This is a genomic window from Actinophytocola sp. (assembly GCF_036402745.1).
GTDB lineage: Bacteria > Actinomycetota > Actinomycetes > Mycobacteriales > Pseudonocardiaceae > Actinophytocola.
The window spans coordinates 1-26,454 of record NZ_DASWSJ010000085.1; the positions used below are offsets into that span (position 1 = coordinate 1).

At 71.2% G+C, this 26,454-nt stretch carries 27 protein-coding genes and 1 pseudogene; 14 read left to right on the plus strand and 14 right to left on the minus strand.

The genetic code is table 11. The features are described from left to right. Positions 1–189: 189 nt before the first annotated feature. The 6 genes from serA to VGD70_RS08105 form a co-directional block, all read right to left on the minus strand. Complete coding sequence (gene serA, locus VGD70_RS08080) at positions 190–1,788, minus strand: phosphoglycerate dehydrogenase (protein ID WP_331079697.1); 1,599 nt, start codon at positions 1,786–1,788, stop codon at positions 190–192. Positions 1,789–1,857: 69 nt separating this feature from the next. Beyond that, positions 1,858–2,928 carry a mechanosensitive ion channel family protein gene (locus VGD70_RS08085; protein ID WP_331079699.1) on the minus strand — a complete coding sequence of 357 codons (1,071 nt, stop codon included), beginning with the start codon at positions 2,926–2,928 and terminating at the stop codon, positions 1,858–1,860. A 108-nt stretch (positions 2,929–3,036) separates the two neighbouring features. After that, entirely contained in the window at positions 3,037–3,327 is a 291-nt protein-coding gene (locus tag VGD70_RS08090) for a DUF397 domain-containing protein (RefSeq protein WP_331079701.1), read from the minus strand. 69 nt (positions 3,328–3,396) lie between these two features. Then, the gene (gene ilvC / locus VGD70_RS08095; protein ID WP_331079703.1) at positions 3,397–4,410 is read right to left on the minus strand and encodes a ketol-acid reductoisomerase; all 1,014 of its coding nucleotides are present in this window, start codon (positions 4,408–4,410) and stop codon (positions 3,397–3,399) included. A gap of 47 nt (positions 4,411–4,457) precedes the next feature. Continuing rightward, positions 4,458–4,964, minus strand: coding sequence for an acetolactate synthase small subunit (ilvN, locus tag VGD70_RS08100; RefSeq protein WP_331079705.1), 507 nt, complete (start codon positions 4,962–4,964; stop codon positions 4,458–4,460). A gap of 5 nt (positions 4,965–4,969) precedes the next feature. Then, the gene (locus VGD70_RS08105) at positions 4,970–6,814 is read right to left on the minus strand and encodes an acetolactate synthase large subunit (RefSeq protein WP_331079706.1); all 1,845 of its coding nucleotides are present in this window, start codon (positions 6,812–6,814) and stop codon (positions 4,970–4,972) included. 259 nt (positions 6,815–7,073) lie between these two features. Between VGD70_RS08105 and VGD70_RS08110 the strand changes: the two genes are divergently transcribed. The 10 genes and pseudogenes from VGD70_RS08110 to VGD70_RS08150 all read left to right on the plus strand — a co-directional run bounded on the left by VGD70_RS08110 (position 7,074) and on the right by VGD70_RS08150 (position 16,131). After that, positions 7,074–7,538: a PH domain-containing protein gene (locus VGD70_RS08110; protein WP_331079708.1), complete on the plus strand. Its 465-nt coding sequence runs from the start codon at positions 7,074–7,076 to the stop codon at positions 7,536–7,538. An 11-nt stretch (positions 7,539–7,549) separates the two neighbouring features. Beyond that, a complete protein-coding gene (gene ilvD, locus VGD70_RS08115) occupies positions 7,550–9,394 on the plus strand; it encodes a dihydroxy-acid dehydratase (RefSeq protein WP_331079710.1) in 1,845 nt (614 codons plus the stop codon). Between the two features lie 94 nt (positions 9,395–9,488). Further along, entirely contained in the window at positions 9,489–9,578 is a 90-nt protein-coding gene (locus VGD70_RS36915) for a putative leader peptide (protein ID WP_414637912.1), read from the plus strand. 116 nt (positions 9,579–9,694) lie between these two features. Then, positions 9,695–11,398, plus strand: coding sequence for a nitrite/sulfite reductase (locus VGD70_RS08120; RefSeq protein ID WP_331079712.1), 1,704 nt, complete (start codon positions 9,695–9,697; stop codon positions 11,396–11,398). 36 nt (positions 11,399–11,434) lie between these two features. Further along, positions 11,435–11,572, plus strand: a pseudogene (locus VGD70_RS08125) (Insertion element protein); the annotation flags it as partial. A 113-nt stretch (positions 11,573–11,685) separates the two neighbouring features. Further along, complete coding sequence (locus VGD70_RS08130) at positions 11,686–12,390, plus strand: phosphoadenylyl-sulfate reductase (RefSeq protein ID WP_331079714.1); 705 nt, start codon at positions 11,686–11,688, stop codon at positions 12,388–12,390. Continuing rightward, a complete protein-coding gene (gene cysD, locus VGD70_RS08135; RefSeq protein ID WP_331079715.1) occupies positions 12,387–13,307 on the plus strand; it encodes a sulfate adenylyltransferase subunit CysD in 921 nt (306 codons plus the stop codon). Before VGD70_RS08130 ends, cysD begins: the two co-directional genes overlap by 4 nt. Further along, positions 13,307–14,581, plus strand: a complete 1,275-nt coding sequence (locus VGD70_RS08140) for a sulfate adenylyltransferase subunit 1 (protein WP_331079717.1) — start codon at positions 13,307–13,309, stop codon at positions 14,579–14,581. The genes cysD and VGD70_RS08140 overlap by 1 nt, the downstream gene beginning before the upstream one ends. Further along, entirely contained in the window at positions 14,581–15,333 is a 753-nt protein-coding gene (locus VGD70_RS08145) for a sirohydrochlorin chelatase (RefSeq protein WP_331079719.1), read from the plus strand. Before VGD70_RS08140 ends, VGD70_RS08145 begins: the two co-directional genes overlap by 1 nt. Before the next feature lie 171 nt (positions 15,334–15,504). Further along, the gene (locus tag VGD70_RS08150) at positions 15,505–16,131 is read left to right on the plus strand and encodes a cyclase (protein WP_414637913.1); all 627 of its coding nucleotides are present in this window, start codon (positions 15,505–15,507) and stop codon (positions 16,129–16,131) included. 292 nt (positions 16,132–16,423) lie between these two features. Here the strand turns inward: VGD70_RS08150 and VGD70_RS08155 are convergent, their stop codons facing one another. Beyond that, entirely contained in the window at positions 16,424–17,473 is a 1,050-nt protein-coding gene (locus tag VGD70_RS08155) for an aldo/keto reductase (RefSeq protein ID WP_331079723.1), read from the minus strand. Between the two features lie 97 nt (positions 17,474–17,570). Here VGD70_RS08155 and VGD70_RS08160 point away from each other — a divergent pair, with 97 nt between their 5' ends. Beyond that, positions 17,571–18,347 carry an enoyl-CoA hydratase-related protein gene (locus VGD70_RS08160; protein WP_331079725.1) on the plus strand — a complete coding sequence of 259 codons (777 nt, stop codon included), beginning with the start codon at positions 17,571–17,573 and terminating at the stop codon, positions 18,345–18,347. Here VGD70_RS08160 and VGD70_RS08165 read toward each other — a convergent pair. Genes VGD70_RS08165 through VGD70_RS08175 form a run of 3 tightly spaced genes read right to left on the minus strand, consistent with a single transcriptional unit; the run spans position 18,334 to position 19,378 of the window. After that, positions 18,334–18,615 (minus strand): barstar family protein, encoded by a 282-nt coding sequence (locus VGD70_RS08165; RefSeq protein ID WP_331079727.1) that lies wholly within the window; start codon positions 18,613–18,615, stop codon positions 18,334–18,336. The genes VGD70_RS08160 and VGD70_RS08165 overlap by 14 nt on opposite strands. A 5-nt stretch (positions 18,616–18,620) precedes the next feature. After that, entirely contained in the window at positions 18,621–19,028 is a 408-nt protein-coding gene (locus tag VGD70_RS08170; RefSeq protein WP_331079729.1) for a ribonuclease domain-containing protein, read from the minus strand. Positions 19,029–19,045: 17 nt separating this feature from the next. Continuing rightward, the gene (locus VGD70_RS08175) at positions 19,046–19,378 is read right to left on the minus strand and encodes a hypothetical protein (protein ID WP_331079731.1); all 333 of its coding nucleotides are present in this window, start codon (positions 19,376–19,378) and stop codon (positions 19,046–19,048) included. A 68-nt stretch (positions 19,379–19,446) separates the two neighbouring features. Here VGD70_RS08175 and VGD70_RS08180 point away from each other — a divergent pair, with 68 nt between their 5' ends. Beyond that, positions 19,447–20,412 (plus strand): zinc-binding dehydrogenase, encoded by a 966-nt coding sequence (locus VGD70_RS08180; RefSeq protein ID WP_331079732.1) that lies wholly within the window; start codon positions 19,447–19,449, stop codon positions 20,410–20,412. Positions 20,413–20,418: 6 nt separating this feature from the next. After that, entirely contained in the window at positions 20,419–20,850 is a 432-nt protein-coding gene (locus VGD70_RS08185) for an HD domain-containing protein (protein ID WP_331079734.1), read from the plus strand. A 235-nt stretch (positions 20,851–21,085) separates the two neighbouring features. Here VGD70_RS08185 and VGD70_RS08190 read toward each other — a convergent pair whose 3' ends face one another. Then, positions 21,086–21,439 carry an MmcQ/YjbR family DNA-binding protein gene (locus VGD70_RS08190; protein WP_331079736.1) on the minus strand — a complete coding sequence of 118 codons (354 nt, stop codon included), beginning with the start codon at positions 21,437–21,439 and terminating at the stop codon, positions 21,086–21,088. A gap of 105 nt (positions 21,440–21,544) precedes the next feature. Here VGD70_RS08190 and VGD70_RS08195 point away from each other — a divergent pair, with 105 nt between their 5' ends. Beyond that, a complete protein-coding gene (locus VGD70_RS08195) occupies positions 21,545–22,429 on the plus strand; it encodes a phosphotransferase family protein (RefSeq protein WP_331079738.1) in 885 nt (294 codons plus the stop codon). On the opposite strand, the gene VGD70_RS08200 is transcribed toward VGD70_RS08195, so the two are convergent. From VGD70_RS08200 to VGD70_RS08210, 3 genes are all read right to left on the minus strand, one after another. Beyond that, positions 22,415–22,939, minus strand: coding sequence for a Uma2 family endonuclease (locus VGD70_RS08200; protein WP_331079740.1), 525 nt, complete (start codon positions 22,937–22,939; stop codon positions 22,415–22,417). The genes VGD70_RS08195 and VGD70_RS08200 overlap by 15 nt on opposite strands. A gap of 85 nt (positions 22,940–23,024) precedes the next feature. Next, positions 23,025–24,872 carry a translation elongation factor 4 gene (lepA, locus tag VGD70_RS08205; RefSeq protein WP_331079742.1) on the minus strand — a complete coding sequence of 616 codons (1,848 nt, stop codon included), beginning with the start codon at positions 24,870–24,872 and terminating at the stop codon, positions 23,025–23,027. A 137-nt stretch (positions 24,873–25,009) separates the two neighbouring features. After that, positions 25,010–26,416 carry a PLP-dependent aminotransferase family protein gene (locus tag VGD70_RS08210; protein ID WP_331079744.1) on the minus strand — a complete coding sequence of 469 codons (1,407 nt, stop codon included), beginning with the start codon at positions 26,414–26,416 and terminating at the stop codon, positions 25,010–25,012. Positions 26,417–26,454 lie beyond the last annotated feature (38 nt).

Below are 26,454 nucleotides of genomic sequence, written 5' to 3' on the forward strand. Positions count from 1 at the left end.
TAGCTCCCCCGACGGTGAAGCACGGCGACCGCGCCGTGCCCTCGACGGCGCGTGGTTCAACCTCGCGGGGAGAACTTAATGCCCCAAAACACCTACTTACGTAGGCAAAGGACTCCGTTACGTGAATGTGATTGCGCGTAAAGGCCCCCTCACCGGGAACGGTGAGGGGGCCTTTACGGCGTTACGCGGTCAGCTGAAGTCGACGGCGCGGATCGTGTGCGCGCCCACCGAGGCGCCGATCGGGTTCAGGAGGTGCGCGTCGATGTGGCGGTCGACGCGCAGCAGCATCACGGCGTCGGATCCGTCGGTGGTCTGGCTGATCTGCGCGGCCTCGATGTTGATGCCGGCCTCGCCGAGCAGCGTCCCCACGCGGCCCATGACGCCCGGGCGGTCGGGGTACTCGACCAGCAGCACGGTGCCCTCGGCCCGCAGGTCGAAGCCGCGGCCGTTGACCTCGACCAGCTTCTCGGCCTCGTCCTTGCCGGTGACCGAACCGGACACGGTCAGCGCGGTGCCGTCGGCGTACGCCGCGCGGACGGTGACCAGGCTGCGGAACTTGGGGCTCTCCGGCTCGGTCGTCAGCTTCACCTGGACGCCGAGCTTCTCGGCGAGCTGCGGCGCGTTGACGAAGGTGACCTGGTCCTCGACCACGCCGGTGAACACGCCGCGCAGCGCGGCCAGCTGCAGCACAGCGGTGTCCTCGTTGGAGATCTCGCCCTTGACCACGACGTCCACCGTGCTCGGCGCCTTCGGGTTCAGCGCGGTGAGCAGCAGGCCGAGCTTCTGCACCAGCGACAGGTACGGGCGGACGTGCTCGCCGACCGTGCCGCCGCCGGAGACGTTCACCGCGTCCGGCACGAAGTCGCCGCGCAGGGCCAGCAGCGTCGACCTCGCGACGTCGGTGCCCGCGCGGTCCTGCGCTTCGGCGGTGGAGGCGCCCAGGTGCGGCGTCACGACGACGTTCTCCAGCTCGAACAGCGGGCTGGACGTGGTCGGCTCGGAGACGAAGACGTCGACGCCGGCGCCGCCGACGTGGCCCGAGCGCAGCGCGTCGGCCAGGTCCTGCTCGACGATCAGCCCGCCGCGGGCGGCGTTCACGATGATGACGCCCGGCTTGGTCTTCTTCAGCGCCGCGGCGTCGATGAGGCCCTTGGTCTCCGGGGTCTTCGGCAGGTGGATGGAGATCGCGTCGGCGCGGGTCAGCAGCTCGTCGAGGGTGACGAGCTCGATGCCCAGCTGCGCGGCGCGCGCGGCCGAGACGTAGGGGTCGTACGCGATGAGCTTCGTGTCGAACGCGGCGAGGCGCTGCGCGAACAGCTGGCCGATCTTGCCGAGGCCGACCACACCGACGATCTTGCCCTGCAGCTCCACACCGGAGAACGAGCTGCGCTTCCACTCGCCGCCGCGCAGGCTCTGGTCGGCGGCCGGGATGCGGCGCGCGACCGCCAGCAGCAGCGCCACGGCGTGCTCGGCGGCGGAGACGATGTTGGACGTCGGAGCGTTCACGACGAGGACACCGCGCTCGGTGGCGGCGGGCACCTCGACGTTGTCCAGGCCGACCCCGGCCCGGGCGACGACCTTGAGCTTGGTGGTGGCGGCGAACACCTCGGCGTCGACCTTGGTGGCCGAGCGGACCAGCAGCGCGTCCGCGTCCGCCACGGCGGACAGCAGCGCGGGACGGTCCGTGCCGTCGACATGGCGAACCTCGACCTCGTCGCCGAACACGTCAACGACCGAGGGGGCGAGCTTCTCGGCGATCAGGACAACGGGGCGGGCTGACTGGGTCACGGCCTGAGCTCCAGGATTGCTCGGTTGTGGGGGGCGCGGTTACAGCGGTGTAACCAACTTGTCGGCAGTCTAGGAGGTGAGCTGAACCGTTCCATCGCGTGGTGAGCCAACCGACAGCGGCAGCGCCCGGAGTTTGGGCAGTGCGTCCGGTTCGGTCTCGCACACCCACGTCACGAGGCGCTCGCGGACGAGACACCGCAGGTCCCACAGGGTCGGCGCGTCCGACGCGCTCACCAGCGCACGCACCCGGACGAGCGCGTTGACGGCGTCGGTGACCTGCAGCACGCAGACCCGGCGGTCCCACAGTTCGGAACCGTCGACGACGGCGCGAAGCTCGGCGCGCATGCGCTCGACCGGGATCGTCCAGTCGACGTCGAACTCCACCGTGCCGAGCAGCTGTGTCTCGCGGCGGGTCCAGTTCTGGAACGGCTGGGACATGAAGTAGGAGTTCGGCAGCACCAGCCGGCGGTCGTCCCAGGTGCGGACGACCAGGTAGGTGAGCGTGATGTCCTCGATGTGGCCCCACTCGTTCTCGGCGATCACGACGTCGTCGATCCGGATGGCGTCGCTGAACGCGATCTGCAGGCCGGCGATGACGTTGCCGAGCAGGGACTGCGCGGCGAGCGCGGCCACGGCGCCGATGACCCCGGCGGAGGCGAGCAGGCTCGTTCCCGCCGCTCGCGCGGCCGGGAAGGTCATCAGCATGGCGCCGAGCGCGACCACCGCGACGGCCACGACGGTGATCCGGCGGACGAGCGTGAGCTGGGTGTGGACGCGGCGGGCGTGCCGGTTGTCCCGCTCGCCGATGCGCAGCCTCGACAGGGCGGCCTGCTCGATGGAGATGAGGACGCCGGCGAACAGCCACGCGCCCGTGGCGATGAGCCCGAGTGTGACCGTGTGGGTGACGGGCTCGCGCCACGGACCGGTCAGCTCGGACCCGACGGTGACCTGCAGCACGAGGAGCGCGCCGAACCAGCGGAAGGGTCGTTGGACGTGGTCGACGAGGCCGGCCAGCAGGCGGTAGCGGCGGCCGAGCCTGCGTAAGGCCCGGCGCAGGAGGTACTCAACGGTGAGGAAGATCGCGAACGCCAGGACGGCGACGGCCGCGACCGTGAGGACTCGTAGCCACGTGCCGGACACGTGCTCAACCCCCTCATCGGACGAGGACAAGGTCCGGCGAGGCGTACCCAGGGCCGGGCCGCCCATGCGACCGAGCCGACCGTGGCGACCCTCACGGCCGCCGCGAGGTCACCAGGGCTCGTCGAACTCGCCGGCCTTCGCGCCCTCCACGAAGGCGTCCCACTCGGACTCGGTGAAGACGAGCACGGTGTCGTTGGGGCCGGTGAACTTGGAGTTGCGCATGGCGATGTAGGTCTTGCCGTCCGTGTGCGGGACGAACGCGATCTCCACGTACTCGCCGTCCGGTTCGGCGTCGGGGTCGGCCGCGCGCTGCCACTCGGCCTGGGTCAGGTCGAGCTTGCCGCGCACGTGTGCCTTGTCGTCGAAGATCGGGGCGTTCGCGCGGGTCTCGTCGCTCATGGCGACTAGATATACCGGGCGACGCCGTGCGGCACCAAGCCAGCACGGCGTCGCCCGGCGGACAACGAGCTACGCCGTCTCGGTGATCGGGCGGTCGACCCAGGACATCAGGCCGCGCAGCTTGCGCCCGACCTCCTCGATCGGGTGCTGCTCGCCGGCCTCCTGCAGCTTGGTGAAGTTCGGCCGGCCGGCGTCGTCCTCGGCGACCCACTCGTTGGCGAACGTGCCGTCCTGGATCTCGGCCAGGATCTTGCGCATCTCCCCGCGCACGGAGTCGGTGATGACCCGCGGGCCGCGGGTGAGGTCGCCGAACTCGGCGGTGTCGGAGATCGAGTACCGCATCCGCGCGATGCCGCCCTCGTACATGAGGTCGACGATGAGCTTGAGCTCGTGCAGGCACTCGAAGTACGCCACCTCCGGCGCGTAGCCGGCGTTGACGAGCGTCTCGAAGCCGGCCTGTACCAGCGCGGTCGTGCCGCCGCAGAGCACCACCTGCTCACCGAACAGGTCGGTCTCGGTCTCCTCGGTGAACGTCGTCTTGATGACGCCGGCCCGCGAGCCGCCGATGCCCTTGGCGTAGGACAGCGCGAGTGCCTGCGCGGCACCGGACGCGTCCTGCTCGACCGCGATCAGGCAGGGCACGCCCTTACCGTCGACGAACTGCCGGCGCACCAGGTGCCCCGGGCCCTTCGGTGCGACCATCGCGACGTCCACGTTGGACGGCGGGGTGATGAGGCCGTAGCGGATGTTGAAGCCGTGCCCGAAGAAGATCGCGTCACCGTCGTCGAGGTTGGGCGCGATGTCCTCGGCGTAGATCGACCGCTGCCTGGTGTCCGGCGCGAGGATCATGATCAGGTCGGCCCACGCCGAGACCTCGGCCGGGGTGCCGACGGTGAGGCCCTCCTCCTCGGCCTTGGCCCGGGACTTCGACGACTCGGGAAGCCCGATCCGAACGTCCACACCGGAGTCGCGCAGCGAGAGCGCGTGCGCGTGCCCCTGGCTGCCGTAGCCGATCACCGCGACGCGGCGGTCCTGGATGATCGAGAGGTCCGCATCGTCGTCATAGAAGATCTCGACTGCCATGCTGCTGTGTACTTCCTTCCTGAGGTTCCCTGAAAGTGCCCGTAGGACTAGCGAACGCCGGTCGCGGTGATCGAGCGTGGGCCGCGGCCGATGGCGACCATGCCCGACTGAACCATCTCGCGCACCCCGTAGGGCTCGAGCATGCGCAGCAACGCCTCCAGCTTGTCCGCGGTGCCGGTGGCCTCCACGGTCAGCGCCTCGGGCGACACGTCGACCACCTTGGCGCGGAACAGCTGCACGGTCTCGAGCACCTGGGTCCGCACGGTGGCGTCGGCCCGGACCTTGACCAGGAGCAGCTCGCGCTGGACCGAGACACCCGCGTCCAGCTCCACGATCTTGATGACGTTCACGAGCTTGTTGAGCTGCTTGGTCACCTGCTCGAGCGGTAGCTCGTCGACCGCGACCACGATCGTCATCCGGGACACGTCGACGTGCTCGGTCGGGCCGACCGCGAGCGACTCGATGTTGAAGCCCCGCCGGGAGAACAGGCCCGCCACCCGGGCGAGGACACCGGGCTTGTTCTCGACGAGAACCGACAGTGTGTGTGAGGTCATCGCGATCAGTCCTCGTCGAACAGCGGCCGGATGCCCCGCGCCGCCATGATCTCGTCGTTGCCGGTGCCCGCGGCGACCATCGGCCACACCTGGGCGTCCTTGCCGACCACGAAGTCGATGACCACCGGCCGGTCGTTGATCTCCATCGCCCGGTTGATCACCCGGTCGACGTCCTCTTTGGACTCACAGCGTAGCCCGGCGCAGCCGAGCGCCTCGGCGAGCAGGGTGAAGTCCGGGATGCGGTGCTTGTGCGTGCCGAGGTCGGTCTGCGAGTAGCGCTCCGAGTAGAAGAGGTTCTGCCACTGGCGGACCATGCCCAGGTTGCCGTTGTTGATGACCGCGACCTTGATCGGCGCACCCTCGATGGCGCAGGTGGCGAGCTCCTGGTTGGTCATCTGGAAGCAGCCGTCGCCGTCGATCGCCCACACGACCTTGTCCGGGTGCCCGAACTTGGCGCCCATCGCGGCCGGCACGGCGAAGCCCATCGTGCCGAGGCCGCCGGAGTTGATCCAGGTGGCGGGGTTCTCGTACTTGATGAACTGCGCCGCCCACATCTGGTGCTGGCCCACGCCCGCGGTGTAGATCGCCTCCGGGCCGGCGATCTGGCCGATCCGCTCGATCACGTACTGCGGGGACAACGCGCCGTCGCCCGGCCACTCGTAGCCCGCCGGGAACGTCTCGCGCAGCGAGTCCAGCTGCGACCACCACGGCGACAGGTCCGCCGGGCCGCCGCTCGGGCCGTACTCGGCCCGCACGGCCGCGGTGAGCTCGGTGATGATCTCCTTGCAGTCACCCACGATGGGCACGTCGGCGCGGCGGTTCTTGGAGATCTCCGCCGGGTCGATGTCGGCGTGCACGACCTGCGCGTTCGGCGCGAACGACGACAGCTGGCCGGTGACCCGGTCGTCGAACCGGGCACCGAGCGCGATCAGCAGGTCGGCCTTCTGCATGGCGGCGACCGCGGCCACCGTGCCGTGCATGCCGGGCATGCCCAGGTGCTGGCGGTGCGAGTCGGGGAAGGCGCCGCGGGCCATCAGCGTGGTGACCACGGGGATCCCGGTCAGCTCGACCAGCGTGGCGAGCTCGGCCGACGCCTCAGCCTTGATCACGCCGCCGCCGACGTAGAACACCGGGCGGCGGGCGGCGGTGACGAGCTTGGCGGCCTCGCGGACCTGCTTGCCGTGCGGCCGGGTGGTCGGCTTGTAGCCGGGCAGCCGCATCTCGGGCGGCCAGGAGAAGGAGGTGGTCTCCTGGAGCACGTCCTTGGGGATGTCGACCAGCACGGGACCGGGCCGGCCGGTGCTGGCCAGGTGGAACGCCTCGGCGATGGTCCGCGGGATGTCCACGGGGTCGGTGACGAGGAAGTTGTGCTTGGTGATCGGGAGCGTGATGCCGCAGATGTCGGCTTCCTGGAACGCGTCGGTGCCGATGAGCGCGCGGGACTGCTGCCCGGTGATCGCGACGACCGGCACGGAGTCCATGTTGGCGTCGGCGAGCGGGGTGACCAGGTTGGTCGCGCCGGGGCCGGAGGTGGCCATGCAGACGCCGACCTTGCCGGTGGCCTGCGCGTAGCCGGTGGCCGCGTGCCCCGCGCCCTGCTCGTGGCGGACCAGGACGTGCCGGACCTTGGTCGAGTCGAGCAGCGGGTCGTAGGCGGGCAGGATCGTGCCGCCGGGAATGCCGAACACCACCTCGACGCCTACCGCCTCGAGCGACCGGACGAGCGACTGGGCGCCGGTCACCCGGACGGGGGTACCGGTCGGCGGCGCTGGCTTTGGTCTGCCTCCATGGGACCGCACCGGCCCCGGAGTCGCGGCGACCGGGTTGGGCCGCTGTGTGGCACTGGTCATCGGCTTCAGCCTCTGGTGTGTGGTCGGTGTTGTCGCAGTGGCTCTGTTCAGGCTCTCACGCATGAAAAAACCCCCGCCGACCAATGGGCCGTACGAGGGTCGCGCGTTCGACGCAGCCTGGCTTCCTCAGCGTCGAACGCGCCTGGGAAGTACGAGACCGGTCTGCTTGGGCACGCTGAGGACGCTAGTGCTTTTGCAGTATTGACGTCAACTCTGCGGGATTGTGATCCCGGATCGTGGACGTGGCACCATTGGCCAGGTGACCACCACCCAGCAGCAGCTGCCCAGCCGCCTCGTGTTCCGCACACCGGCGACCGCGGTGCTCGGCGCGCTGCTGCTGATCGTGACCGCGACCCCGTTCGCGTTCGCGGCGCCCTGGCTGTTCCTGGTGTACCTGGTGCCCATCGGCGCCATCGTGACGGTGCTGCGGCTGCGCACCACCGCCGACGCCGACGGCCTGGTGGCGCGGACCGTGTTCGGCCACCACGAGCTGGCCTGGACCAGGATCCGGGCGCTGCGGGTGTCGGAGCGGTCCTGGGTGCGCGCGGTGCTCGACGACGGCAAGGAGCAGACCCTGCCGACCGTCCGCACGCGACACCTGCCCGCGCTCGCGCTGATCAGCGGCGGCCGGCTGGACGACCCCAGCGAGGCACCCGCGCCCGCGGCGCCCGTGGAGTCCGTGGAACCCGACGCCGAGGTCGAAGACACCGCAGGCCAAGACTGACTGGAGGAGCCGTGCCTGAGCTCCGTTCCCGCATCACCACCCACGGCCGCAACGCGGCGGGCGCCCGCTCGCTGTGGCGGGCCACCGGCATGACCGACGGCGACTTCGGCAAGCCGATCGTGGCCATCGCCAACTCCTACACGCAGTTCGTGCCGGGCCACGTCCACCTGCGCGACCTCGGCGACATCGTGGCCGAGGCCATCGGCGCGGCCGGCGGCATCGCGCGGGAGTTCCACACGATCGCCGTCGACGACGGCATCGCGATGGGCCACGGCGGCATGCTCTACTCGCTGCCCTCGCGCGAGCTCATCGCGGACGCCGTGGAGTACATGGTCAACGGGCACGCGGCCGACGCGCTCGTGTGCATCTCGAACTGCGACAAGATCACCCCGGGCATGCTCAACGCCGCGATGCGGCTCAACCTGCCCACGGTGTTCGTCTCGGGCGGCCCGATGGAGGCCGGCAAGGCGGTCGTGCTCGACGGCGTCGCGCACGCCTCGTCCGACCTCATCACCACGATCTCCGCGTCCGCCAACGACAACGTGGACGAGGCCGGGCTGACCGCGATCGAGCAGTCCGCCTGCCCGACGTGCGGCTCGTGCTCCGGGATGTTCACGGCGAACTCGATGAACTGCCTCACCGAGGCGCTGGGGCTGGCGCTGCCGGGCAACGGCTCCACGCTCGCCACCCACGCCGCGCGGCGGGACCTGTTCTCCCGCGCCGGCACCACGGTGATGGAGCTGTGCCGCCGCTGGTACGGCGCCGACGACGCCTCGGTCCTGCCCCGCTCGATCGCCACCCGCGACGCTTTCGTCAACGCGATGGCGCTGGACATGGCCATGGGCGGGTCCACCAACACCGTGCTGCACATCCTCGCCGCGGCCCGCGAGGGCGAGGTCGAGTTCACCCTCGCCGACATCGACGCGATCAGCCGGCGGGTGCCGTGCCTGTCAAAGGTGTCGCCGAACTCCATGTACCACATGGAGGACGTGCACCGGGCCGGCGGAATCCCCGCGATCCTCGGTGAGCTGTGGCGCGGCGGGCTGCTGCGGGAGGACGTGCACACGGTGCACAGCCCGTCGATCGAGCAGTGGCTCGGCGAGTGGGACATCCGCGCGGCGTCGCCCTCGGAGGCGGCGGTGGAGCTGTACCACGCGGCACCCGGCGGGGTGCGGACCACGCAGGCGTTCTCCACGGACAACCGGTGGTCCTCGCTGGACACGGACGCGGCCGGCGGCTGCATCCGCGACGTCGAGCACGCCTACACCGCCGAGGGCGGGCTGGCCGTGCTGCACGGCAACCTGGCCGAGGACGGCTCGGTCATCAAGGCCGCCGGGATCGACGAGGAGCTGTTCCGCTTCGAGGGCCCCGCGCGGGTGGTCGAGAGCCAGGAGCAGGCCGTCTCGGTGATCCTGTCCCGGGAGATCCAGCCCGGTGAGGTGCTGGTCGTGCGGTACGAGGGGCCCGCGGGCGGGCCGGGCATGCAGGAGATGCTGCACCCGACCGCGTTCCTCAAGGGCGCCGGCCTGGGCAAGAAGTGCGCGCTGATCACCGACGGCCGGTTCTCCGGCGGGTCGTCGGGCCTGTCGGTCGGCCACATCTCCCCGGAGGCGGCCGGCGGCGGCACGATCGGCCTGGTCGAGAACGGCGACCGCATCCTCATCGACGTGCACGAGCGGCGCCTCGAGCTGCTGGTCGACCCCGACGTCCTGGCCGACCGCCGGGCGAAGGTGGACTCGAGCGAGCGCCCGTGGCAGCCCAAGGACCGCCAGCGCCCGGTGACGGCGGCCCTGCGCGCCTACGCGCGGATGGCGACGGACGCCTCCTCGGGGGCGGTCCGCGACCCGTCCCGGTAGAGCGCCGCCGCGGCGGCGCTATGACCCCCGTCACCCCATCCCAGCATGCGGATGGCGGTGGACCATCAGGTGGACTCGTGGCACGCTGAATGACATGGCAGCAGCGACCGAAGTCCTCCTCGTGGCCCGACGCCACGTGGACTTCGTTCGTGTCTCCAGCGCCATGTGCCGGCACGTCGGGTAACCCGCCGCCGCGTGCATTGACGTATCAGCCGGCGCCGGGTGCGCCGGCCGACTCCCTCAGTTCCCAGGGACCGCCCCGGCGCGCGCCAACGCCTCGGACCCTCGGAGGACTGACGAGTGTCATCTCCCACCACCTCGCGCACTGCCCCAGCCGCGGCGGCCAAGCGGGCGCACGCACGGCGCGGTGAGGGGCAATGGGCGCTCGGCTACCGCGAGCCCCTGAACAAGAACGAGCAGAGCAAGAAGGACGACAACCCGCTCAACGTCCGCGACCGTATCGAGAACATCTACGCCCACGGCGGCTTCGACTCGATCGACCCGGCCGACCTGCGCGGCCGCTTCCGCTGGTACGGCCTCTACACCCAGCGCAAGCCCGGCATCGACGGCGGCCGCACGGCCACGCTCGAGCCGGAGGAGCTCGACGACGAGTTCTTCATGCTGCGCATCCGCATCGACGGCGGCGCCGTCACGACCGAGCAGCTCACGGTGATCGGCGAGGTGTCGCAAACCTACGCGCGCGACACCGCCGACATCACCGACCGGCAGAACATCCAGTACCACTGGATCCGCGTCGAGGACATGCCCGCGATCTGGGCCAAGCTCGAGGGCGCCGGCCTCACCACGATGGAGGCCTGCGGCGACAGCCCGCGGGTGATCCTCGGCTCGCCGGTGGCCGGCATCGCCGAGGACGAGGTCATCGACGGCACCCCGGCGATCGAGGAGATCAAGCGCCGCTTCGTCGGCGACCCGCGGTTCTCGAACCTGCCGCGCAAGTTCAAGTCGGCCGTCTCGGGCCTGCCGGACGTGGCGCACGAGGTGCACGACATCGCGTTCGTCGGGGTCGACCACCCCGAGCACGGGCCCGGCTTCGACCTGTGGGTCGGCGGCGGCCTGTCCACCAACCCGATGATCGGCCAGCGCCTCGGCACCTGGATCCCGCGCGACGACGTGCCGGACGTCTGGGCCGGCGTCATCAGCGTGTTCCGCGACTACGGCTACCGCCGGCTGCGCCACCGCGCGCGGATCAAGTTCCTCGTCAAGGACTGGGGCGCGGCCAAGTTCCGTGAGGTGCTCGAGACCGAGTACCTCGAGCGCCCGCTGCTCGACGGCCCGGCGCCGGAGGTGCCCGCCCAGCCGCGCGACCACGTGGGTGTGTACCCGCAGCGGGACGGCAAGTTCTACGTCGGCGCCGCGCCGATCGCCGGGCGGGTGTCCGGCTCGGCCCTGGTCGCCCTCGCGAAGGCGGCCGAGCGGGTCGGGTCCAACCGGGTCCGGTTCACCCCGCAGCAGAAGCTGGTCGTGCTCGACGTGCCCAAGTCCGAGGTCGACGGCCTGCGGTCGGAGCTGACGAAGCTCGGCCTGCACACCGACCCGTCGCCGTGGCGGCGCGGCGTGATGGCCTGCACCGGCATCGAGTTCTGCAAGCTCGCGATCGTCGAGACCAAGGCCCGGGCGGCCGAGCTGGTGACCACGCTGGAGGAGCGGCTCGCCGACATCACCGGCGAGATCAGCGCGCCGATCAGCGTGCACATCAACGGCTGCCCCAACTCCTGCGCCCGGATCCAGACCGCGGACATCGGGCTCAAGGGCCAGATCGTCACCGACGCCGACGGCAACCAGGTCGAGGGCTTCCAGGTGCACCTGGGCGGCGGGCTGGGCCTGGACGCCGGGTTCGGCCGCAAGCTGCGTGGCCACAAGGTCACCAGCGCCGAGCTCACCGGCTATGTCGAGCGCGTCGTGCGCAACTTCGTCGCCCAGCGCGAGCCCGAGGAGCGGTTCGCCCAGTGGGTCGGCCGCGCGGACGAGGGTGACCTGAAGTGACCGCCAGCCGGCGTACCCGTCGCCGCGGAGGCCGCGATGACTGAGCGCGCCACCCCGTTCTACTGCCCCTACTGCGGCGACGAGGACCTGCGGCCGCAGGAGGAGCCGCACGCGGCCTGGCTGTGCACCGGCTGCCGGCGCGTGTTCACCGTCAAGTTCGTGGGCCTCAACCTCCACGCACAGTCAGGAGGCGGCGCCGTGCACACCACCCCGCCGGCCCACCCGGAGCCCGACGACGACGCCGATGTTCTGGATTCGCCTGTAACCGAGCACGCGGAGGCGAGCAAGTGACCACCACGACCCGTACCGACGAGGAGCTCAAGGCGCTCGCGCGGAGCGCGGCGGTGGAACTGGCCGACGCCACCGCCGCCGAGGCGCTCGCGTGGACCGCGCAGGAGTTCGGCGCGTCCTGGATCGTCGCGTCCAACATGCAGGACGCGGTGCTGATCGACCTCGCGGTGCGCGCCAAGCCGGAGATCGACGTGCTGTTCCTCGAGACCGGCTACCACTTCGCCGAGACCATCGGGACGCGGGACGCGGTCGCGCTGACCTACCCGGAGATCCGGATCGTCAACGCCGAGGCCGAGCAGTCGGTCGCCGACCAGGAGGCGGAGTTCGGGCTGCTGAACAAGACCGCGCCGGACCGCTGCTGCTTCCTGCGCAAGGTGGTGCCGCTGCAGCGGACGCTCGGCAACTACGAGGCCTGGGTCACCGGGGTGCGCCGGGTCGACGCGCCCACCCGGGCGAGCACGCCGATCGTGCAGTGGGACGAGCGCAACGGGCTGGTGAAGGTCAACCCGATCGCGCCCTGGACCGACGAGGAGTTCCACGACTACGTCGTGGCCAACGGGATCCTCGAGAACCCGCTGGTGAGCGAGGGCTACCTGTCGATCGGCTGTGCGCCGTGCACCGCGAAGCCGCTGCCGGGCGCCGACCCGCGCAGTGGCCGCTGGGCCGGCCAGGCCAAGACCGAATGTGGGTTGCACGGATGACCGTCACCGCTGATGCCCCGACCACGACCCTGGACGCGTTGGGCCGCCTCGAGTCCGAGGCCGTCCACATCATGCGCGAGGTGGCCGGCGAGTTCGACCGGCCGGTGATCCTGTTCTCCGGCGGCAAGGACTCGACCCTGCTGCTGCACCTGGCGGTGAAGGCGTTCTGGCCGGCGCCGGTGCCGTTCCCGCTGCTGCACGTGGACACCGGGCACAACTTCGACGAGGTCATCGAGTTCCGCGACCGGATGGTGCAGCGGTACGGGCTGCGGCTGGTGGTCGCGCACGTGCAGGACTGGATCGACGACGGCCGGCTGGCCGAGCGCGGCGACGGCACCCGCAACCCGCTGCAGACCGTGCCGCTGCTGGACACGATCACCGAGCACCGGTTCGACGCGGTGTTCGGCGGCGGCCGGCGCGACGAGGAGCGGGCCCGGGCCAAGGAGCGGATCTTCAGCCTGCGCAACAGCTTCGGCCAGTGGGAGCCACGCCGGCAGCGCCCGGAGCTGTGGAACCTCTACAACGGCCGGCACCGGCCGGGTGAGCACGTGCGGGTGTTCCCGCTGTCCAACTGGACCGAGCTGGACGTGTGGCGCTACATCGCGCGCGAGGGCATCGAGCTGCCGTCGATCTACTACGCGCACGAGCGCGACGTGTACACCCGCGACGGGATGTGGCTCACCGAGGGCCCGTGGGGCGGGCCGCGGACCGGCGAGACCGTGCTGCGCAAGACGGTCCGCTACCGCACGGTCGGCGACGGCTCCTGCACCGGTGCCGTCGAGTCCGTGGCGTCCACACTGGACGAGGTGATCGCCGAGGTGGCCGCCAGCCGGCTCACGGAGCGCGGCGCCACCCGCGCGGACGACCGGCTGTCCGAGGCCGCCATGGAGGATCGCAAGCGCGAGGGCTACTTCTGATGACGGATCTTCTCCGGCTCGCGACGGCCGGGTCGGTCGACGACGGCAAGTCCACGCTCGTGGGCCGGTTGCTGTACGACACGAAGTCGGTGCTGGCCGACCAGCTCGACGCGGTCCACCGGGCCAGTGTCGACAAGGGACTGTCCACTCCAGACCTCTCGCTGCTGGTGGACGGGCTGCGCTCGGAGCGCGAGCAGGGCATCACGATCGACGTGGCCTACCGCTACTTCGCCACGCCCAGGCGCAGCTTCGTGCTCGCGGACACCCCGGGGCACGTGCAGTACACCCGCAACACCGTCACCGGCGCGTCCACCGCGCAGCTCGCGATCCTGCTGGTGGACGCGCGCAAGGGCGTGATCGAGCAGACCCGGCGGCACGCGGCCGTGCTCGCGCTGCTGGGCGTGCCGCGGCTCGTGCTCGCGGTGAACAAGATCGACCTGGTGGACTACGACCAGGAGACGTTCGAGGTCATCGCCAAGGAGTTCGGCACGCACGCGGCCGCGCTCGGCTACCCCGACGGCTCGGTGCTGACGATCCCCGTGTCGGCGCTGCGGGGCGACAACGTGGTGGACCCGTCGGCGAGCACGCCGTGGTACGCGGGGCCCACGCTGCTCGAGCACCTGGAGACGGTGCCGGTCGAGCCCGATCCGCACGAGGCGCCGTTCCGGTTCCCGGTGCAGTACGTGATCCGGCCGCGGACAGAGTCGCATCCGGACTACCGGGGCTACGCGGGGCAGATCGCCGCGGGCAGCGTGCGGCCGGGCGACGAGGTGGTCGTGCTGCCGGCCGGCGTCCACACCCGGGTCGAGCGGATCGACACACCGGATGGCGAGCTGGCCGAGGCGACCGCGGGCCACTCGGTCACGCTGCTGCTGGCCGACGACCTCGACATCTCCCGCGGCGACCTGGTGGCCGGCGCGGTCGACCCGCCGGTGATCACCGACGAGCTGGACGCGACGCTCGCGTGGCTGGCGGACAAGCCGCTGCGGCCGGGCGCGCGGGTGCTGGTGAAGCACGGCGCGCGCACCGTGCAGGCGATCGTCGGCGAGCTGCGCACCCGGTTCGACGAGCAGAAGCTGTCCACAGTGGATGCTCCGGAGTCGTTGTCGCTCAACGAGATCGGCCAGGTGTCGCTGCGCACGGCGGAACCGGTGCCCGTCGACGACTACCGCACGCACGGCAAGACGGGCGCGTTCCTGGTGATCGACCCGGGCGACGGCACGACGCTCGCCGCCGGGCTGGTCGGCGCCCCGCTCCCGTTGCTGGGGCGCTGATGGCGCCGCCCCTCGTCGTCGTCGCGCACGGCAGCCGGGACCCGCGCAGTGCCGCGACGGTCACCGCGCTGGTCGATGTCGTGCGTGCCGCCGAGCCGGCGCTGGACGTGCGGACGGCGTTCCTGGACCTGTCCGCGCCCCGGCTGCCCGACGTGCTCACCGCGTTGCACGGCGCCGGCCACCGCGACGTCGTGGTCGTACCCTTGTTGCTGGGCAACGCCTTCCACGCGCGGGTCGACCTGCCCTCGATGGTCGCCGAGTCCACCGCGCGGCTGCCCCGGCTGTCCGTGTCGGTGTCCGGCGTGCTCGGCCCGGACCCCCGGCTGCCGGCGCTGGCCCTGCGCCGGCTGCGGGAGGCGGGAGCCCGGGCCGGTGACCCGGGGCTCGGCGTGATCCTCACCGGCGCGGGTTCCTCGCACGCGCCGGCCAATGCCGCGGTGTCCACTGTGGCCTCGTCGTGGGCGCGCTCCCTCGGCTGGGCCGGGGTTGTGGCGGCGTTCGCGAGCACGGCGCGGCCGGACGTGCCGGCCGCGGCGGCCCTGTTGCGGGCCCGGGGCGCCCGCCGGCTGGCGGTGGCGTCGTGGTTCCTCGCGCCGGGCCGGTTGCCGGACCGGGTCACGTCGCTGGCGCTGGCCGCCGACCCGGCCGCGATCGTGGCCGACCCGCTCGGCCCGTCGCCGGAGCTCGCCTCGCTGGTGCTCGACCGTTACGCCGAGGCGGCGATGGTCCCCTCGAGTGTTCGTTACGCCTGAACGATCACGTGGCGTCACTCTGATCGGCCGTTCGTGGGAAAGTAACCCAACGTCACCCTGCGGCAACCGGGAATGCTTGACGCGTTGGCTACTCGGGAGTAGGAACAGAAGGACCGCGGTGTTACCGGTTCCGGAACCTCTTGCCCTGCAAGCAAACTTGAGGTGAGGACAATGAAGTTCACCCTGCGCGCCGCTACCGGCGTGCTCGCTGCGGCCGCGCTGGCGGCCGTGTTCGCCCCGCCTGCGTCGGCCGCCGCGTTCGACATCGTGTACGACTGCCAGGCGAACACCCCGCTCGGCGCCCAGTACCTGACCCTGAACCAGGCGGTCGACGCGACCGCGCCGGCCACCGTGGCGCCCGGCGGGGCGCTGGACGTGGTGGTGGATCCAGGGCCCAACCAGGTGCCGTCCCAGGCGGCCGGCTACAACGTCAAGGAAGTCCGCTCGTTCTCGCTGAAGGTCCCGGTGCCGAGCAACGCGACGCTCTCGGGCGTCGAGCTGACCGGCGGCTCCGGCCTCGGCCCGACCCCGCCGCAATGGTCGGCGGCCGGCGGGATCGTGACCGTGACCTTCGAGGGCCCGATCGCCGGTGGCGCGACGTTCGAGCTGCCGACCGTGACCGCACACCTGACCGCGGGCACGTCGGGCACGATCGCCTCGACGCTGTACGGCACGAGCTACAGTGACGCCGGCCTGTCCTTCACGGCCGTCGTGTCGACGTTCCTGGGCAACGTCTCCGCCCCGACGTCGTGCTTCCCCAACCCGAACCCGGTCCTGACATCGACAACCATCGGGTGACCTGACCGGACGTACCTGACCGGATGTGGCCTCCGGCCCCCGGTACCAATTCTACGGACGACCACCGACAGTTTCGCCCGCTGACAACGGAGCCTGTGGACAAGACCGGGTTGTCCACAGACCCGTTGGCAGCAGCCAAAAACCGTCGGTGCCGCCCCGTAGACTGGATACCGGGGGCCGGAGGCCACGCCTGCCGGCCCCCGGCCCGGTTGTCCACAAGCGCCGGTCCGCTCGGCCGAAACCGTCGGTGCCGCCCCGTAAGCTGGATACCGGGGCCGGAGGCCAACGGCCGTCAGGCGGCCGAGCGCTCCGTCGCCGGCCGCCGCCTGCGGGACACGTCGGCCAGCGACGGCGGCAGCCAGGCGCCGTCCGCGCGGTAGAGGTCCTCGCCCGGCGCGACGATCTCGTCGATCCGATCGAGCACGGCGTCGTCCAGCGTCAGGGACGCGCCCTTCAGCGTCGCGGTCAGCTGGTCCATCGTCCGCGGGCCCACGATCACCGACGTCACCCCCGGATGCGCGGCGCTGAACGCCACCGCCAGCTCCGGCAGCGTGCAGCCGAGGTCCGCCGCCAGCGCCACGAGCTTCTCGAGCGCGTCGAACTTCGCCGCGTTGCCCGGGATCGACTCGTCGAACCGGCCCGGGTTCAGGCCGGCCCGGCCGGCGGACAGGTCGACCGGCTGGCCGCGGCGGACCTTGCCGGACAGGAAGCCCGACGCGAGCGGGCTCCACACCAGCACACCCATCCCCAGCCGCTGGCACGTCGGCAGCACGCTCCGCTCGATTCCCCGCGCCAGCAACGAGTACGGCGGCTGCTCGGTCCGGAACCGGTACAGCCCACGCGCCGTGGACACGTGGTACGCCTCGACGACGTCCTCGGCCGGGAACGTCGAGCAGCCGAACGCCCGGATCTTCCCCGCCCGCACCAGGTCCGTCAGCGCCGAGAGCGTCTCCTCGATGTCGGTCGTGTGGTCGGGCCGGTGGATCTGGTACAGGTCGATCCAGTCCGTCCGCAGCCGCCGCAGGCTCTCCTCGACCTCGCGGACGATCCAGCGCCGCGAGTTCCCGCCGGTGTTGGGCCCGTCGCCGATCGGGAAGTGCACCTTGGTCGCGAGCACGACGTCGTCCCGCTGCCCGGCCAGCGCCTTGCCGACGATCTCCTCGGACTCGCCGGCGGAGTACATGTCGGCCGTGTCGACGAAGTTGATCCCCTCGTCCAGTGCCGTGTGGATGATCCGGACGCAGTCATCGTGGTCGGGGTTGCCGACCGAGCCGAACATCATCGCGCCCAGGCAGTGGACGCTCACCTCGATGCCCGTGCCGCCGAGCGTGCGATACCGCATGTGCGAGTCCTTTCCGAGACCGGTGCCCGAACCCTAGGTGCTGGACCGAACTCCAGGTCAACCGCCGGCCGGCGGCACGGCGCACTAGGGTCGAAACATGGCTGAGCTGGTGCACTACTCGACCGACGAGGGCGTCGCGACGATCACGCTGGACTCCCCGCACAACCGCAACGCGCTGTCCGCGCAGCTGCGCCGCGAGCTGCGCGACCACCTGGCCGCCGCGGCCGCCGACGACGCGGTCCGGGTGATCGTCCTCGACCACACCGGCCCGGTCTTCTGCGCCGGCATGGACCTCAAGGAGGCCGGCAGCGCCGGCTCCAGCACCGACGGCGTCAACGAGTTCCCCGAGATCCTCACCCGGATCTGGACCAGCGAGAAGCCCGTCGTCGCCAAGCTCGCCGGGCCGGCCCGCGCGGGAGGCGTCGGCATCGTCGCGGCCGCCGACATCGCGGTCGCGGTCGACACCGCCACGTTCGCGTTCACCGAGGTCCGGCTGGGCCTCGTGCCGGCGGTCATCTCGGTCACCGTCCTGCCGCGCCTGCTGCCCCGCGCCGCACACGAGCTGTTCCTCACCGGCGAGAAGTTCGACGCGGCCCGTGCGGTCGAGATCGGCCTGCTCAACGCCGCCGTGCCGGCCGACCGGCTCGACGCCGAGGTCGAGCGCTACACCGGCATGCTCGCGCTCGGCGGCCCGACCGCGCTCGCGGCCACCAAGGAGATGCTGCGCCGGGCCCGCGCGGCCGAGCTCGCCGACGACTTCGCCGACATGCTCGAGCTCTCCGCCGGGTTCTTCGCCGGCGCGGAGGGCCAGGAGGGCATCGCGGCGTTCGCGCAGAAGCGTCCGCCCGCGTGGGTGCCGGTCAGCGAGGCCTGAGCACGTAGCTCAGCACACCCGGCTCGCTCGCGTCCCGCAGCACGTCGAGGATCGCGTCGTAGGCACCGGGATCGGCCCGCTCGAGCACCTCGGGCGCGGACCAGACCAGCACGTGCTCGCCCGGCGGCAGCCAGGACAGGTCGCGCAGGGAGTCGTACAGCGCGTCGAGGTTGTGGCCGAACCAGTCGGGAAAGGACAGCGCGGCGGCGACCGCGTCGAGGAACTCGTCCTTGCTGCGGATCGCCGTGCCGTCCAGCACGTGCTCCATGGCGCTCACCGGCCCGGGTCGACGACGACGAAGGACACGTAGTGGTCGGCCGTGTAGTACAGCTCGCCGGCCGAGCCGGTGACCATCCGGCGCGGGCCGCGGTCGTCGCTGCCGGGGCTGTCCACTGTGTACTCGTGGTAGTAGCCGGCCGTCTCCGGCGGCAGCAGCCGCTCGCGGTTGCCGAAGACCGTGCCGTCCTGCTCGTGCGGGAACGGGCCGCCCTCCTTGATCAGCCGCCAGGTGCCGTCGGCCTCGTGCGGGAGGTCGGACAGCGCGCGGACCGGCAGGCCGGAGTCCGCGCCGGGCGGCGTCGCGGTGTCGTCCCCGCTCGCCAGGCCGCGGACGAACCAGCCGGCGAGCACGAGAACGACGAGCCCGACCAGGGCGACCGTGATACGACGTGACGAACCCACCGGACCAGCCTAGGAACTCAGCGGCCGCTGGACTCGGCGGGCACCCGCTCGTCGTGCGCCGGCGGCTCCGGGGGCGCCGGTTCGGCTTCCGTGTCCTCAGCGGCTTCCGGGTGCTGAGCGGCTTCCGTGTCCTGAGGGGCTTCCCCGTCGGCCGGCAGCGTGGTGCCGATCGGCGGCTCCTCGCAGCTCGACGGGCCGAACAGCGCCGAGGTGTGGTCCACGATCCGGTCGATCGCCCAGGCCACGACCAGGCACACGGGCGCCAGCACGGCCATCACGAGCGCGAACTGGAGCGGGAAGGCGAGGCCGAGCACCCACAGCTCGACGCCGTTCCACCAGTCCGACAGCATGACCTCGAGAGTAGACCTACACCACTCCGACGGTTCGCCGGATGGCGAACGTGGGTAAGTTGCGAAGCATGTTCGCCGTGTATGCCGCCGAGCCCAACCCCGACAAGCCGCTCGACGCGCTGCGGGTGGGCGAACGACCACATCCCGAGGTGCCCGACGGCTGGGTGGCGGTCTCCGTGCGGGCCGGGAGCCTGAACATGCACGACCTGTGGACGCTGCGCGGCGTCGGCATCAAGCCCGAGCAGTTCCCGATGATCCTGGGCTGCGACGGTGCCGGCGTGCTGGCCGACGGCTCCGAGGTGGTCGTGCACGGCGTCCTCGGCGACGCGTCGGTCTACGGCGACGAGACGCTCGACCCGAAGCGCACGCTGCTCACCGAGAAGTACCAGGGCACGTTCGCCGACACGGTCATCGTCCCGGCGCGCAACGTCCTGCCCAAGCCGGCCGGGCTGTCGTTCAGCGAGGCCGCCTGCATGGGCACCGCGTGGCTCACCGCGTACCGCATGCTGTTCACCAAGTCGGGCCTGCGACCAGGGCAGACGATGCTCGTGCAGGGCGCCTCCGGTGGCGTGTCGACGGCGCTGGTCGCGCTCGGCAAGGCGGCCGGCATGCGGGTGTGGGTCACCGGGCGGACCGAGGAGAAGCGGGCGCTCGCGACCCAGCTCGGCGCGCACGCCACGTTCGAGTCCGGCGCGCGGCTGCCCGAGCGGGTGGACGCGGTGTTCGAGACCGTCGGCAAGGCCACCTGGGCGCACTCCATGAAGTCGGTCCGGCCCGGCGGGACGATCGTCGTGTCCGGCGCCACCAGCGGCCCGGACCCCAGCGCCGACCTACAGCGACTGTTCTTCATGCAGGTGCGGGTGCTCGGCTCGATGATGGGCACCCGCGACGAGCTGGCCGGTCTGCTCGAGTTCTGCCAGCTCGCCGGCGTCCGGCCGCAGATCGGCGCCGAGCTGCCGATGACCGATGCGGCCGACGGGTTCGGCCAGATGCTTGCCGGCGAGACCGCCGGCAAGATCGTCTTCACTCGATGAGGTCCCATGCCGCGAACGTTCACGCTGGATGAGGCCATCCAGCTCGCCCGCCGAGCCCACGAGGGTCAGCTGGACAAGTCGGGCCGGCCTTACATCGCGCATCCGCTGCGCGTGATGGGCTCGCTCAAGGGTGAGCACGAACGGATGACCGCCGTGCTGCACGACGTGGTCGAGGACACCGAGGTCACGCTCGACGACCTCACCGCGGTCGGCTGCCCGCCCGAGGTGCTGGCGGCGGTGGCGGCCATCAGCAGACATCCCGACGAGTCCCAGGCCGACTACCTCAGCCGGGTGATGGCCAACCCGATGGCGTTGGTCGTGAAGCGGGCGGACATCGCGGACAACATGTCCGAGGACCGCATGGGCCGCCTCGACACGGCCACCCAGGAGCGGCTGCGCGCGAAGTACGAGGCGGCGCTGCGTCAGCTGGGCAGCTAGTCCGCCTCCCCGGGATTAAAAGTGCGTGTTGTGTCCCGGCGAATAGTGCGGGTATCGAGGTGGGATGTGGCTGGGTGCCGTCACGGTCTAGTCCGCCTCCCCGGGATTTAAAGTGTGCGTTGCGTTCCGGCGAATGGTGTGGGTATCGGGGTGGGTGGTGGCTGGGTGCCGTCACGGTCCCCTGAGGTTCCGGTGGTCGGCGCAGGACTTCATACGATGATCTACGAGACAGGCCTTAGCCATCCAGTTGGGCGAGGAGCTTGCGGGGCGCCACCGTGCGGTAGGCGTCCTGGACGATCTCGGCGAGCTCGGTCCAGTCGACCGGCACGTCGAGGTACACGCCGAGCCAGCCGCGGTGGCCCACGTACGGTGGCCGGAAGAACCGCGCGGGCTCCGCGGCCACGAGCTCCTCCTGCACCCCCGGCGGCGCCGCGCACCAGAACCCGAGCCGGTCGTCGTGGTGGTGTTCGGCGTACATGACGAATGTCCTGCGCACGAACCACGTCGGCTCGCCGTGGCTGAGCTTCTCGGTGACCTCGGGGAGCGCGAGGCACAGGGCACGCAGCCGTGACAAGGGATCGTCTGCCATGTCTGGGCACCTTAGGCGCTCGCGGCGGCGCCGGCTTGGACGGATGTGAACGCTCTGTAGTCACGCTCCGCCGAGCGTTGACCCGGCGAACTTAGGATGCCGGACATGGGGAGCGATTGGGACGGCGTCGTGCGTGACGTGGTCCGGCACCACCTGCCCGACCTCCCGGTCGAGACCATCGACGCGCTCGGCGCCGGCCGGGACAACGCGGCCTACGAGGTGAACGGCACGCTGGTCGTGCGGTTCAGCACCGAGCAGGATCGCGCCCTGCGGGCCGCCGTGGTCTCGCGGGAGGGCGAGTTGCTGGAGGTGGTCGCGTCGGTGTCGCCGGTGCCCGTGCCGGTGCCCCGGTTCGTCGACGCCGAGGCGGGATGCATCGCCTACGACAAGCTGCCCGGCACGCCGCTGCTCGACCTCGAGCCGGCGGCGGTGGCCCCGCATGCCGAGGAACTGGCGGGCACGCTCGGCGGGTTCCTGTCGGTGCTGCACGAGCTGCCGCTGGACCGGATGGCGCGGCTGGTCGACCCGGACCAGGTGCCCCTGCGCGAGTGGCTCCACGAGGCGGCGTCCTACCACGCGATGCTGGCCGACCAGGTGCCGTCGACCCGGCGTGAGGCTGTGCTGCGGTTCCTGGCCGCCGAGCCGCCGGCGGCGGACTTCGAGCCGGTGTTCTCGCACAACGACCTGGGCATCGAGCACGTGCTGGTGGACCCGTCGACCTGGCACCTGACAGGCGTGATCGACTGGACCGACGCCGCGATCGTCGACCCGGCCTTCGACTTCGGCAAGCTCCACCGCGACCTGGGCCCGACCGCGCTGATAACGGCGTTGCGCCACTACCGCCGCGGCGACCCGGCGGGCATCGCGGAGCGAGCCGCGTTCTACGCGAGATGCACGGTGTTCGAGGACATGGAACACGGCATAGCCACGAACCAGCACGCGTACGTCGAGAAGTGCCGCGCCTCCCTGGCCTGGCTATTTCCGGGCTAGCTTGCCGAGCAGCTCCAGCGGCACGACCCGCACGGGGAACGGCCGCCGCGCCTCGAACGCGTCGGCACCCTTGACCTCGGCCACCTGCTCGTAGACCCCGGCTGCATCGAGCTCGAACACGGTCAGCGCCCGGTCCTCCGGATCGATCACCCAGTAGCTCGGCACGCCGAACCGTTGGTAGATCGCCCTTTTGTTGTTCAGATCGGTGAGCCTGGTACTCGGCATGAACACCTCCACGACGAGTAACGGTGCGACCGGCAAGCACTCCTCGGTGAAGTCCTCGTCCTGCGCGACCACGACGTCGGGCAGCAGCTCGGTGATGTCGGACAGCCGGACCGCGTACGGGCCGGGCAGTACATCCAGACCCGGCGGACATGCCGCGTCCAGTGCGACCGCGAGCGAGTACACCATCCGTTGATGAACCACCCCCGGCACGGGGCTCACCACGAGGGTTCCGTCGATCAGCTCGTAGTGCCTGCCGTCGTGAGGTGTGTTCGCCAGATCGGCCACCGTGAAGGGTGACCCACCCGCGAACTCAATCCCAAAACCGTCCATGACCCAACTCAACCACGGGTCACCGACAATGTACGGAGGGCTACTTCCTCGCCTTGGTCTTGTCCGGGGACTCGTCGGTGGACAGCGCCGCGACGAAGGCCTCCTGCGGCACCTCGACCCGGCCCACCATCTTCATCCGCTTCTTGCCTTCCTTCTGCTTCTCCAGCAGCTTGCGCTTGCGGGTGATGTCACCGCCGTAGCACTTGGCCAGCACGTCCTTGCGTATCGCGCGCACGGTCTCGCGGGCGATGACCCGGGCGCCGATCGCCGCCTGGATCGGGACCTCGAACTGCTGGCGCGGGATCAGCGTGCGCAGCTTCGCGGCCATCCGCGTGCCGTAGGCGTACGCCGACTCGCGGTGCACGATCGCGGAGAACGCGTCCACCGGCTCGCCCTGCAGCAGGATGTCGACCTTCACCAGGTCGGCGGCCAGCTCACCGGCGGGCTCGTAGTCCAGCGACGCGTAGCCGCGGGTGCGGGACTTCAGGATGTCGAAGAAGTCGAAGATGATCTCGCCGAGCGGCATCGTGTAGCGCAGCTCGACGCGGTCGGTGGACAGGTAGTCCATGCCGCCGAGCACGCCGCGCCGGCTCTGGCACAGCTCCATGATCGCGCCGATGTAGTCGCTCGGCGCGATCACCGTGCACTTCACCACCGGCTCGAACACCTGGCCGACCTTGCCCTCCGGCCAGTCCGACGGGTTGGTGACGACGACCTCGCCGCCGTCGTCCAGGTCGACCCGGTAGACGACGTTGGGCGCGGTGGAGATCAGGTCGAGGCCGGCCTCGCGCTCCAGCCGCTCGCGCACGATCTCCAGGTGCAGCAGACCCAGGAACCCGCACCGGAAGCCGAACCCGAGCGCGGCCGAGGTCTCCGGCTCGAAGCTCAGCGCGGCGTCGTTGAGCCGCAGCTTGTCCAGCGCCTCCCGCAGGTCCGCGTAGTCCGAGCCGTCCACCGGGTACAGCCCCGAGTAGACCATCGGGCGCGGCTCGCGGTAGCCGGCGAGGGGCGAGGTGGCGCCGTGCCGCTCGCTGGTGACCGTGTCACCGACCTTGGACTGGCGCACGTCCTTCACGCCGGTGATGAGGTAGCCGACCTCGCCGATGCCCAGACCCGCGCTCGGCTTGGGCTCCGGCGAGATGATGCCGACCTCGAGCAGCTCGTGGGTGGCGCCGGTGGACATCATCTTGATCCGCTGCCGCGGGGTGATCTTGCCGTCCACCACCCGGATGTAGGTGACGACGCCGCGGTAGGTGTCGTACACCGAGTCGAAGATCATCGCCCGGGGCGGGGCGTCCGAGTTGCCCCGCGGCGCCGGGATGAGCCGCACGATCTCGTTCAGCAGCTCCCGCACGCCCTTGCCGGTCTTGGCCGACACCCGCATCACGTCGTCCGGCTCGCAGCCGACGATGTGCGCGAGCTCGGCGGCGTACTTGTCCGGGTCGGCCGCGGGCAGGTCGATCTTGTTGAGCACGGGGATGATCGTGAGGTCGTTCTCCATCGCGAGGTAGAGGTTCGCGAGCGTCTGCGCCTCGATCCCCTGCGCGGCGTCGACCAGCAGGACCGCGCCCTCGCAGGCCTCGAGCGCGCGGGACACCTCGTAGGTGAAGTCGACGTGGCCGGGCGTGTCGATCATGTGCAGGACGTGGTCCTGCCCACCGACCTGCCAGGGCAGCCGGACGTTCTGCGCCTTGATCGTGATGCCACGCTCGCGCTCGATGTCCATCCGGTCGAGGTACTGAGCGCGCATGGCCCGTTCCTCGACCACGCCGGTGAGCTGCAGCATGCGATCGGCCAGCGTGGACTTGCCGTGGTCGATGTGCGCGATGATGCAGAAGTTCCTGATGAGCTCAGGATCTGTGAACGTCGTGTCGGCGAACGTAGTCACTCAGGTTCCTCGCGATGTCATACGGATACGACACATGGTCCCATGCGCCCCGATCACGCCGGTGTGAGCAGGTCCACGGTGGGGAAGTGGGTACGGATCCGACCGGCGTCGCGGGTGGGCAACCGCGACCTGCCGACTCACCGGCGCAGTGCGGCGACCACCTCGGCCAGGACGTCGATCCCCTCGGCGATCGTGCGCTCGCTCAGCGACGCGTACCCGAAGATCAACCCGTCCCGGCCCCGCGAGGACAGCCGGTACGGCGACACCCCGTACACCCCGACGTCCCGCGCGGCCGCGGCGGCGACCACCGACGCCTCCGACAGGTCCGGTGGCAGCCACGCCACCAGGTGCTGCCCCGCCGCGCGCCCGGCCGGCTCGAAGTCGGGCAGCCGCCGGGACAGCGCGGCCAGCAACGCGTCGCGCCGGCGACGGTACAGCGGGCGCATCCGGCGCAGGTGCCGGTCGAACTCGCCGCGGCGCACGAAGTCCGCGAACGCCAGCTGGTCGATCGCGGGCGAGCCGCGGTCCGCCGCCACCTTCGCCGCGGCCACCGCGTCGGACAGGTGGGCGGGCACCACCAGCCAGCCGATCCGCAGCCCCGGCGCCAGCGTCTTGCTCGCCGACCCCGCGTACGCGACCACGTCCGGCACCAGCCCCTGCATCGCGCCGACCGGCGTGCGGTCGTAGCGGAACTCCGCGTCGTAGTCGTCCTCGATCACCAGCGCGCCGGTCCGCGCCGCCCAGCGCAGCACCGCCACCCGCGCCTCCGCCGACAGCACCCCACCGGTCGGCCACTGGTGCGACGGCGTGAGGATCACCGCGTCGACACCGGAGCGCTCCAGCGCCGGCACCTCGATGCCGTCCGCGTCGACCGGCACGCCGACCACCTCGAGCCCCAGCCCCTCGGCGACCGGCCGCGCGTCGTCGCCCGCCGACGGGTCCTCCACCCCCAGCCGCCGCGCCCCGGCCGCCGCCAGCACCTGGATGAGCAGCGCGCTCCCCTGCGCGTACCCGTTGCAGATCACCACGTTCTCCGGCCGCGCCGAGGTCCCGCGCACCCGGTTCAGGTACTCGGCGAGCGCCTCGCGCAGCTCCGGCATCCCGTGCCCGGACAGGTAGCCGAACCGCTCGCTCGGCGCGTCGGTCAGCACGGTCCGGATCGAGCGCAGCCACGCCGCCCGCGGGAAGTGCGTCACGTCCGCGCGCCCGTAGCCGAAGTCGATCCGCGGCTTGCGGACAACGGCCGGCGCCGGCGCGGCCGCGGCGAGCGCGCCCATCGCGACCTGCGTGTACCCGCCGGTCCGGCTCGTCAGGTACCCCTCGGCGACCAGCTGCTGGTACGCCTCGACCACCACTCCCCGCGACACCCCGAGGGCGGCGGCGATGGCCCTGGTCGGCGGCAGCGCGCTGCCCCGGCTCAGCCGGCCGGCGCGGATGCCGTCCCGGATGGCCGCCTCGATCTGCCGGTGCAGCGGGACCACGCCGTCGCGCCGCAGCTCGATCAGCAGCTCGGCGACCGGCGAATTGGTACTGGCAACCGTCATGGAATCGGACCTTAATCCGGAGACCGATTCCTGTCACC

What these genes read in the sequence shown, in the direction of transcription:
- VGD70_RS08090 (WP_331079701.1), bottom strand. Translation starts at nt 3,327, where the DNA reads ATGAGCGACGAGACCCGCGCGAACGCCCCGATCTTCGACGACAAGGCA.
- ilvC (WP_331079703.1), bottom strand. Translation starts at nt 4,410, where the DNA reads ATGGCAGTCGAGATCTTCTATGACGACGATGCGGACCTCTCGATCATC.
- ilvN (WP_331079705.1), bottom strand. Translation starts at nt 4,964, where the DNA reads ATGACCTCACACACACTGTCGGTTCTCGTCGAGAACAAGCCCGGTGTC.
- VGD70_RS08105 (WP_331079706.1), bottom strand. Translation starts at nt 6,814, where the DNA reads ATGACCAGTGCCACACAGCGGCCCAACCCGGTCGCCGCGACTCCGGGG.
- VGD70_RS36915 (WP_414637912.1), top strand. Translation starts at nt 9,489, where the DNA reads ATGGCAGCAGCGACCGAAGTCCTCCTCGTGGCCCGACGCCACGTGGAC.
- cysD (WP_331079715.1), top strand. Translation starts at nt 12,387, where the DNA reads ATGACCGTCACCGCTGATGCCCCGACCACGACCCTGGACGCGTTGGGC.
- VGD70_RS08140 (WP_331079717.1), top strand. Translation starts at nt 13,307, where the DNA reads ATGACGGATCTTCTCCGGCTCGCGACGGCCGGGTCGGTCGACGACGGC.
- VGD70_RS08145 (WP_331079719.1), top strand. Translation starts at nt 14,581, where the DNA reads ATGGCGCCGCCCCTCGTCGTCGTCGCGCACGGCAGCCGGGACCCGCGC.
- VGD70_RS08150 (WP_414637913.1), top strand. Translation starts at nt 15,505, where the DNA reads ATGAAGTTCACCCTGCGCGCCGCTACCGGCGTGCTCGCTGCGGCCGCG.
- VGD70_RS08155 (WP_331079723.1), bottom strand. Translation starts at nt 17,473, where the DNA reads ATGCGGTATCGCACGCTCGGCGGCACGGGCATCGAGGTGAGCGTCCAC.
- VGD70_RS08160 (WP_331079725.1), top strand. Translation starts at nt 17,571, where the DNA reads ATGGCTGAGCTGGTGCACTACTCGACCGACGAGGGCGTCGCGACGATC.
- VGD70_RS08165 (WP_331079727.1), bottom strand. Translation starts at nt 18,615, where the DNA reads ATGGAGCACGTGCTGGACGGCACGGCGATCCGCAGCAAGGACGAGTTC.
- VGD70_RS08175 (WP_331079731.1), bottom strand. Translation starts at nt 19,378, where the DNA reads ATGCTGTCGGACTGGTGGAACGGCGTCGAGCTGTGGGTGCTCGGCCTC.
- VGD70_RS08180 (WP_331079732.1), top strand. Translation starts at nt 19,447, where the DNA reads ATGTTCGCCGTGTATGCCGCCGAGCCCAACCCCGACAAGCCGCTCGAC.
- VGD70_RS08185 (WP_331079734.1), top strand. Translation starts at nt 20,419, where the DNA reads ATGCCGCGAACGTTCACGCTGGATGAGGCCATCCAGCTCGCCCGCCGA.
- VGD70_RS08190 (WP_331079736.1), bottom strand. Translation starts at nt 21,439, where the DNA reads ATGGCAGACGATCCCTTGTCACGGCTGCGTGCCCTGTGCCTCGCGCTC.
- VGD70_RS08195 (WP_331079738.1), top strand. Translation starts at nt 21,545, where the DNA reads ATGGGGAGCGATTGGGACGGCGTCGTGCGTGACGTGGTCCGGCACCAC.
- VGD70_RS08210 (WP_331079744.1), bottom strand. Translation starts at nt 26,416, where the DNA reads ATGACGGTTGCCAGTACCAATTCGCCGGTCGCCGAGCTGCTGATCGAG.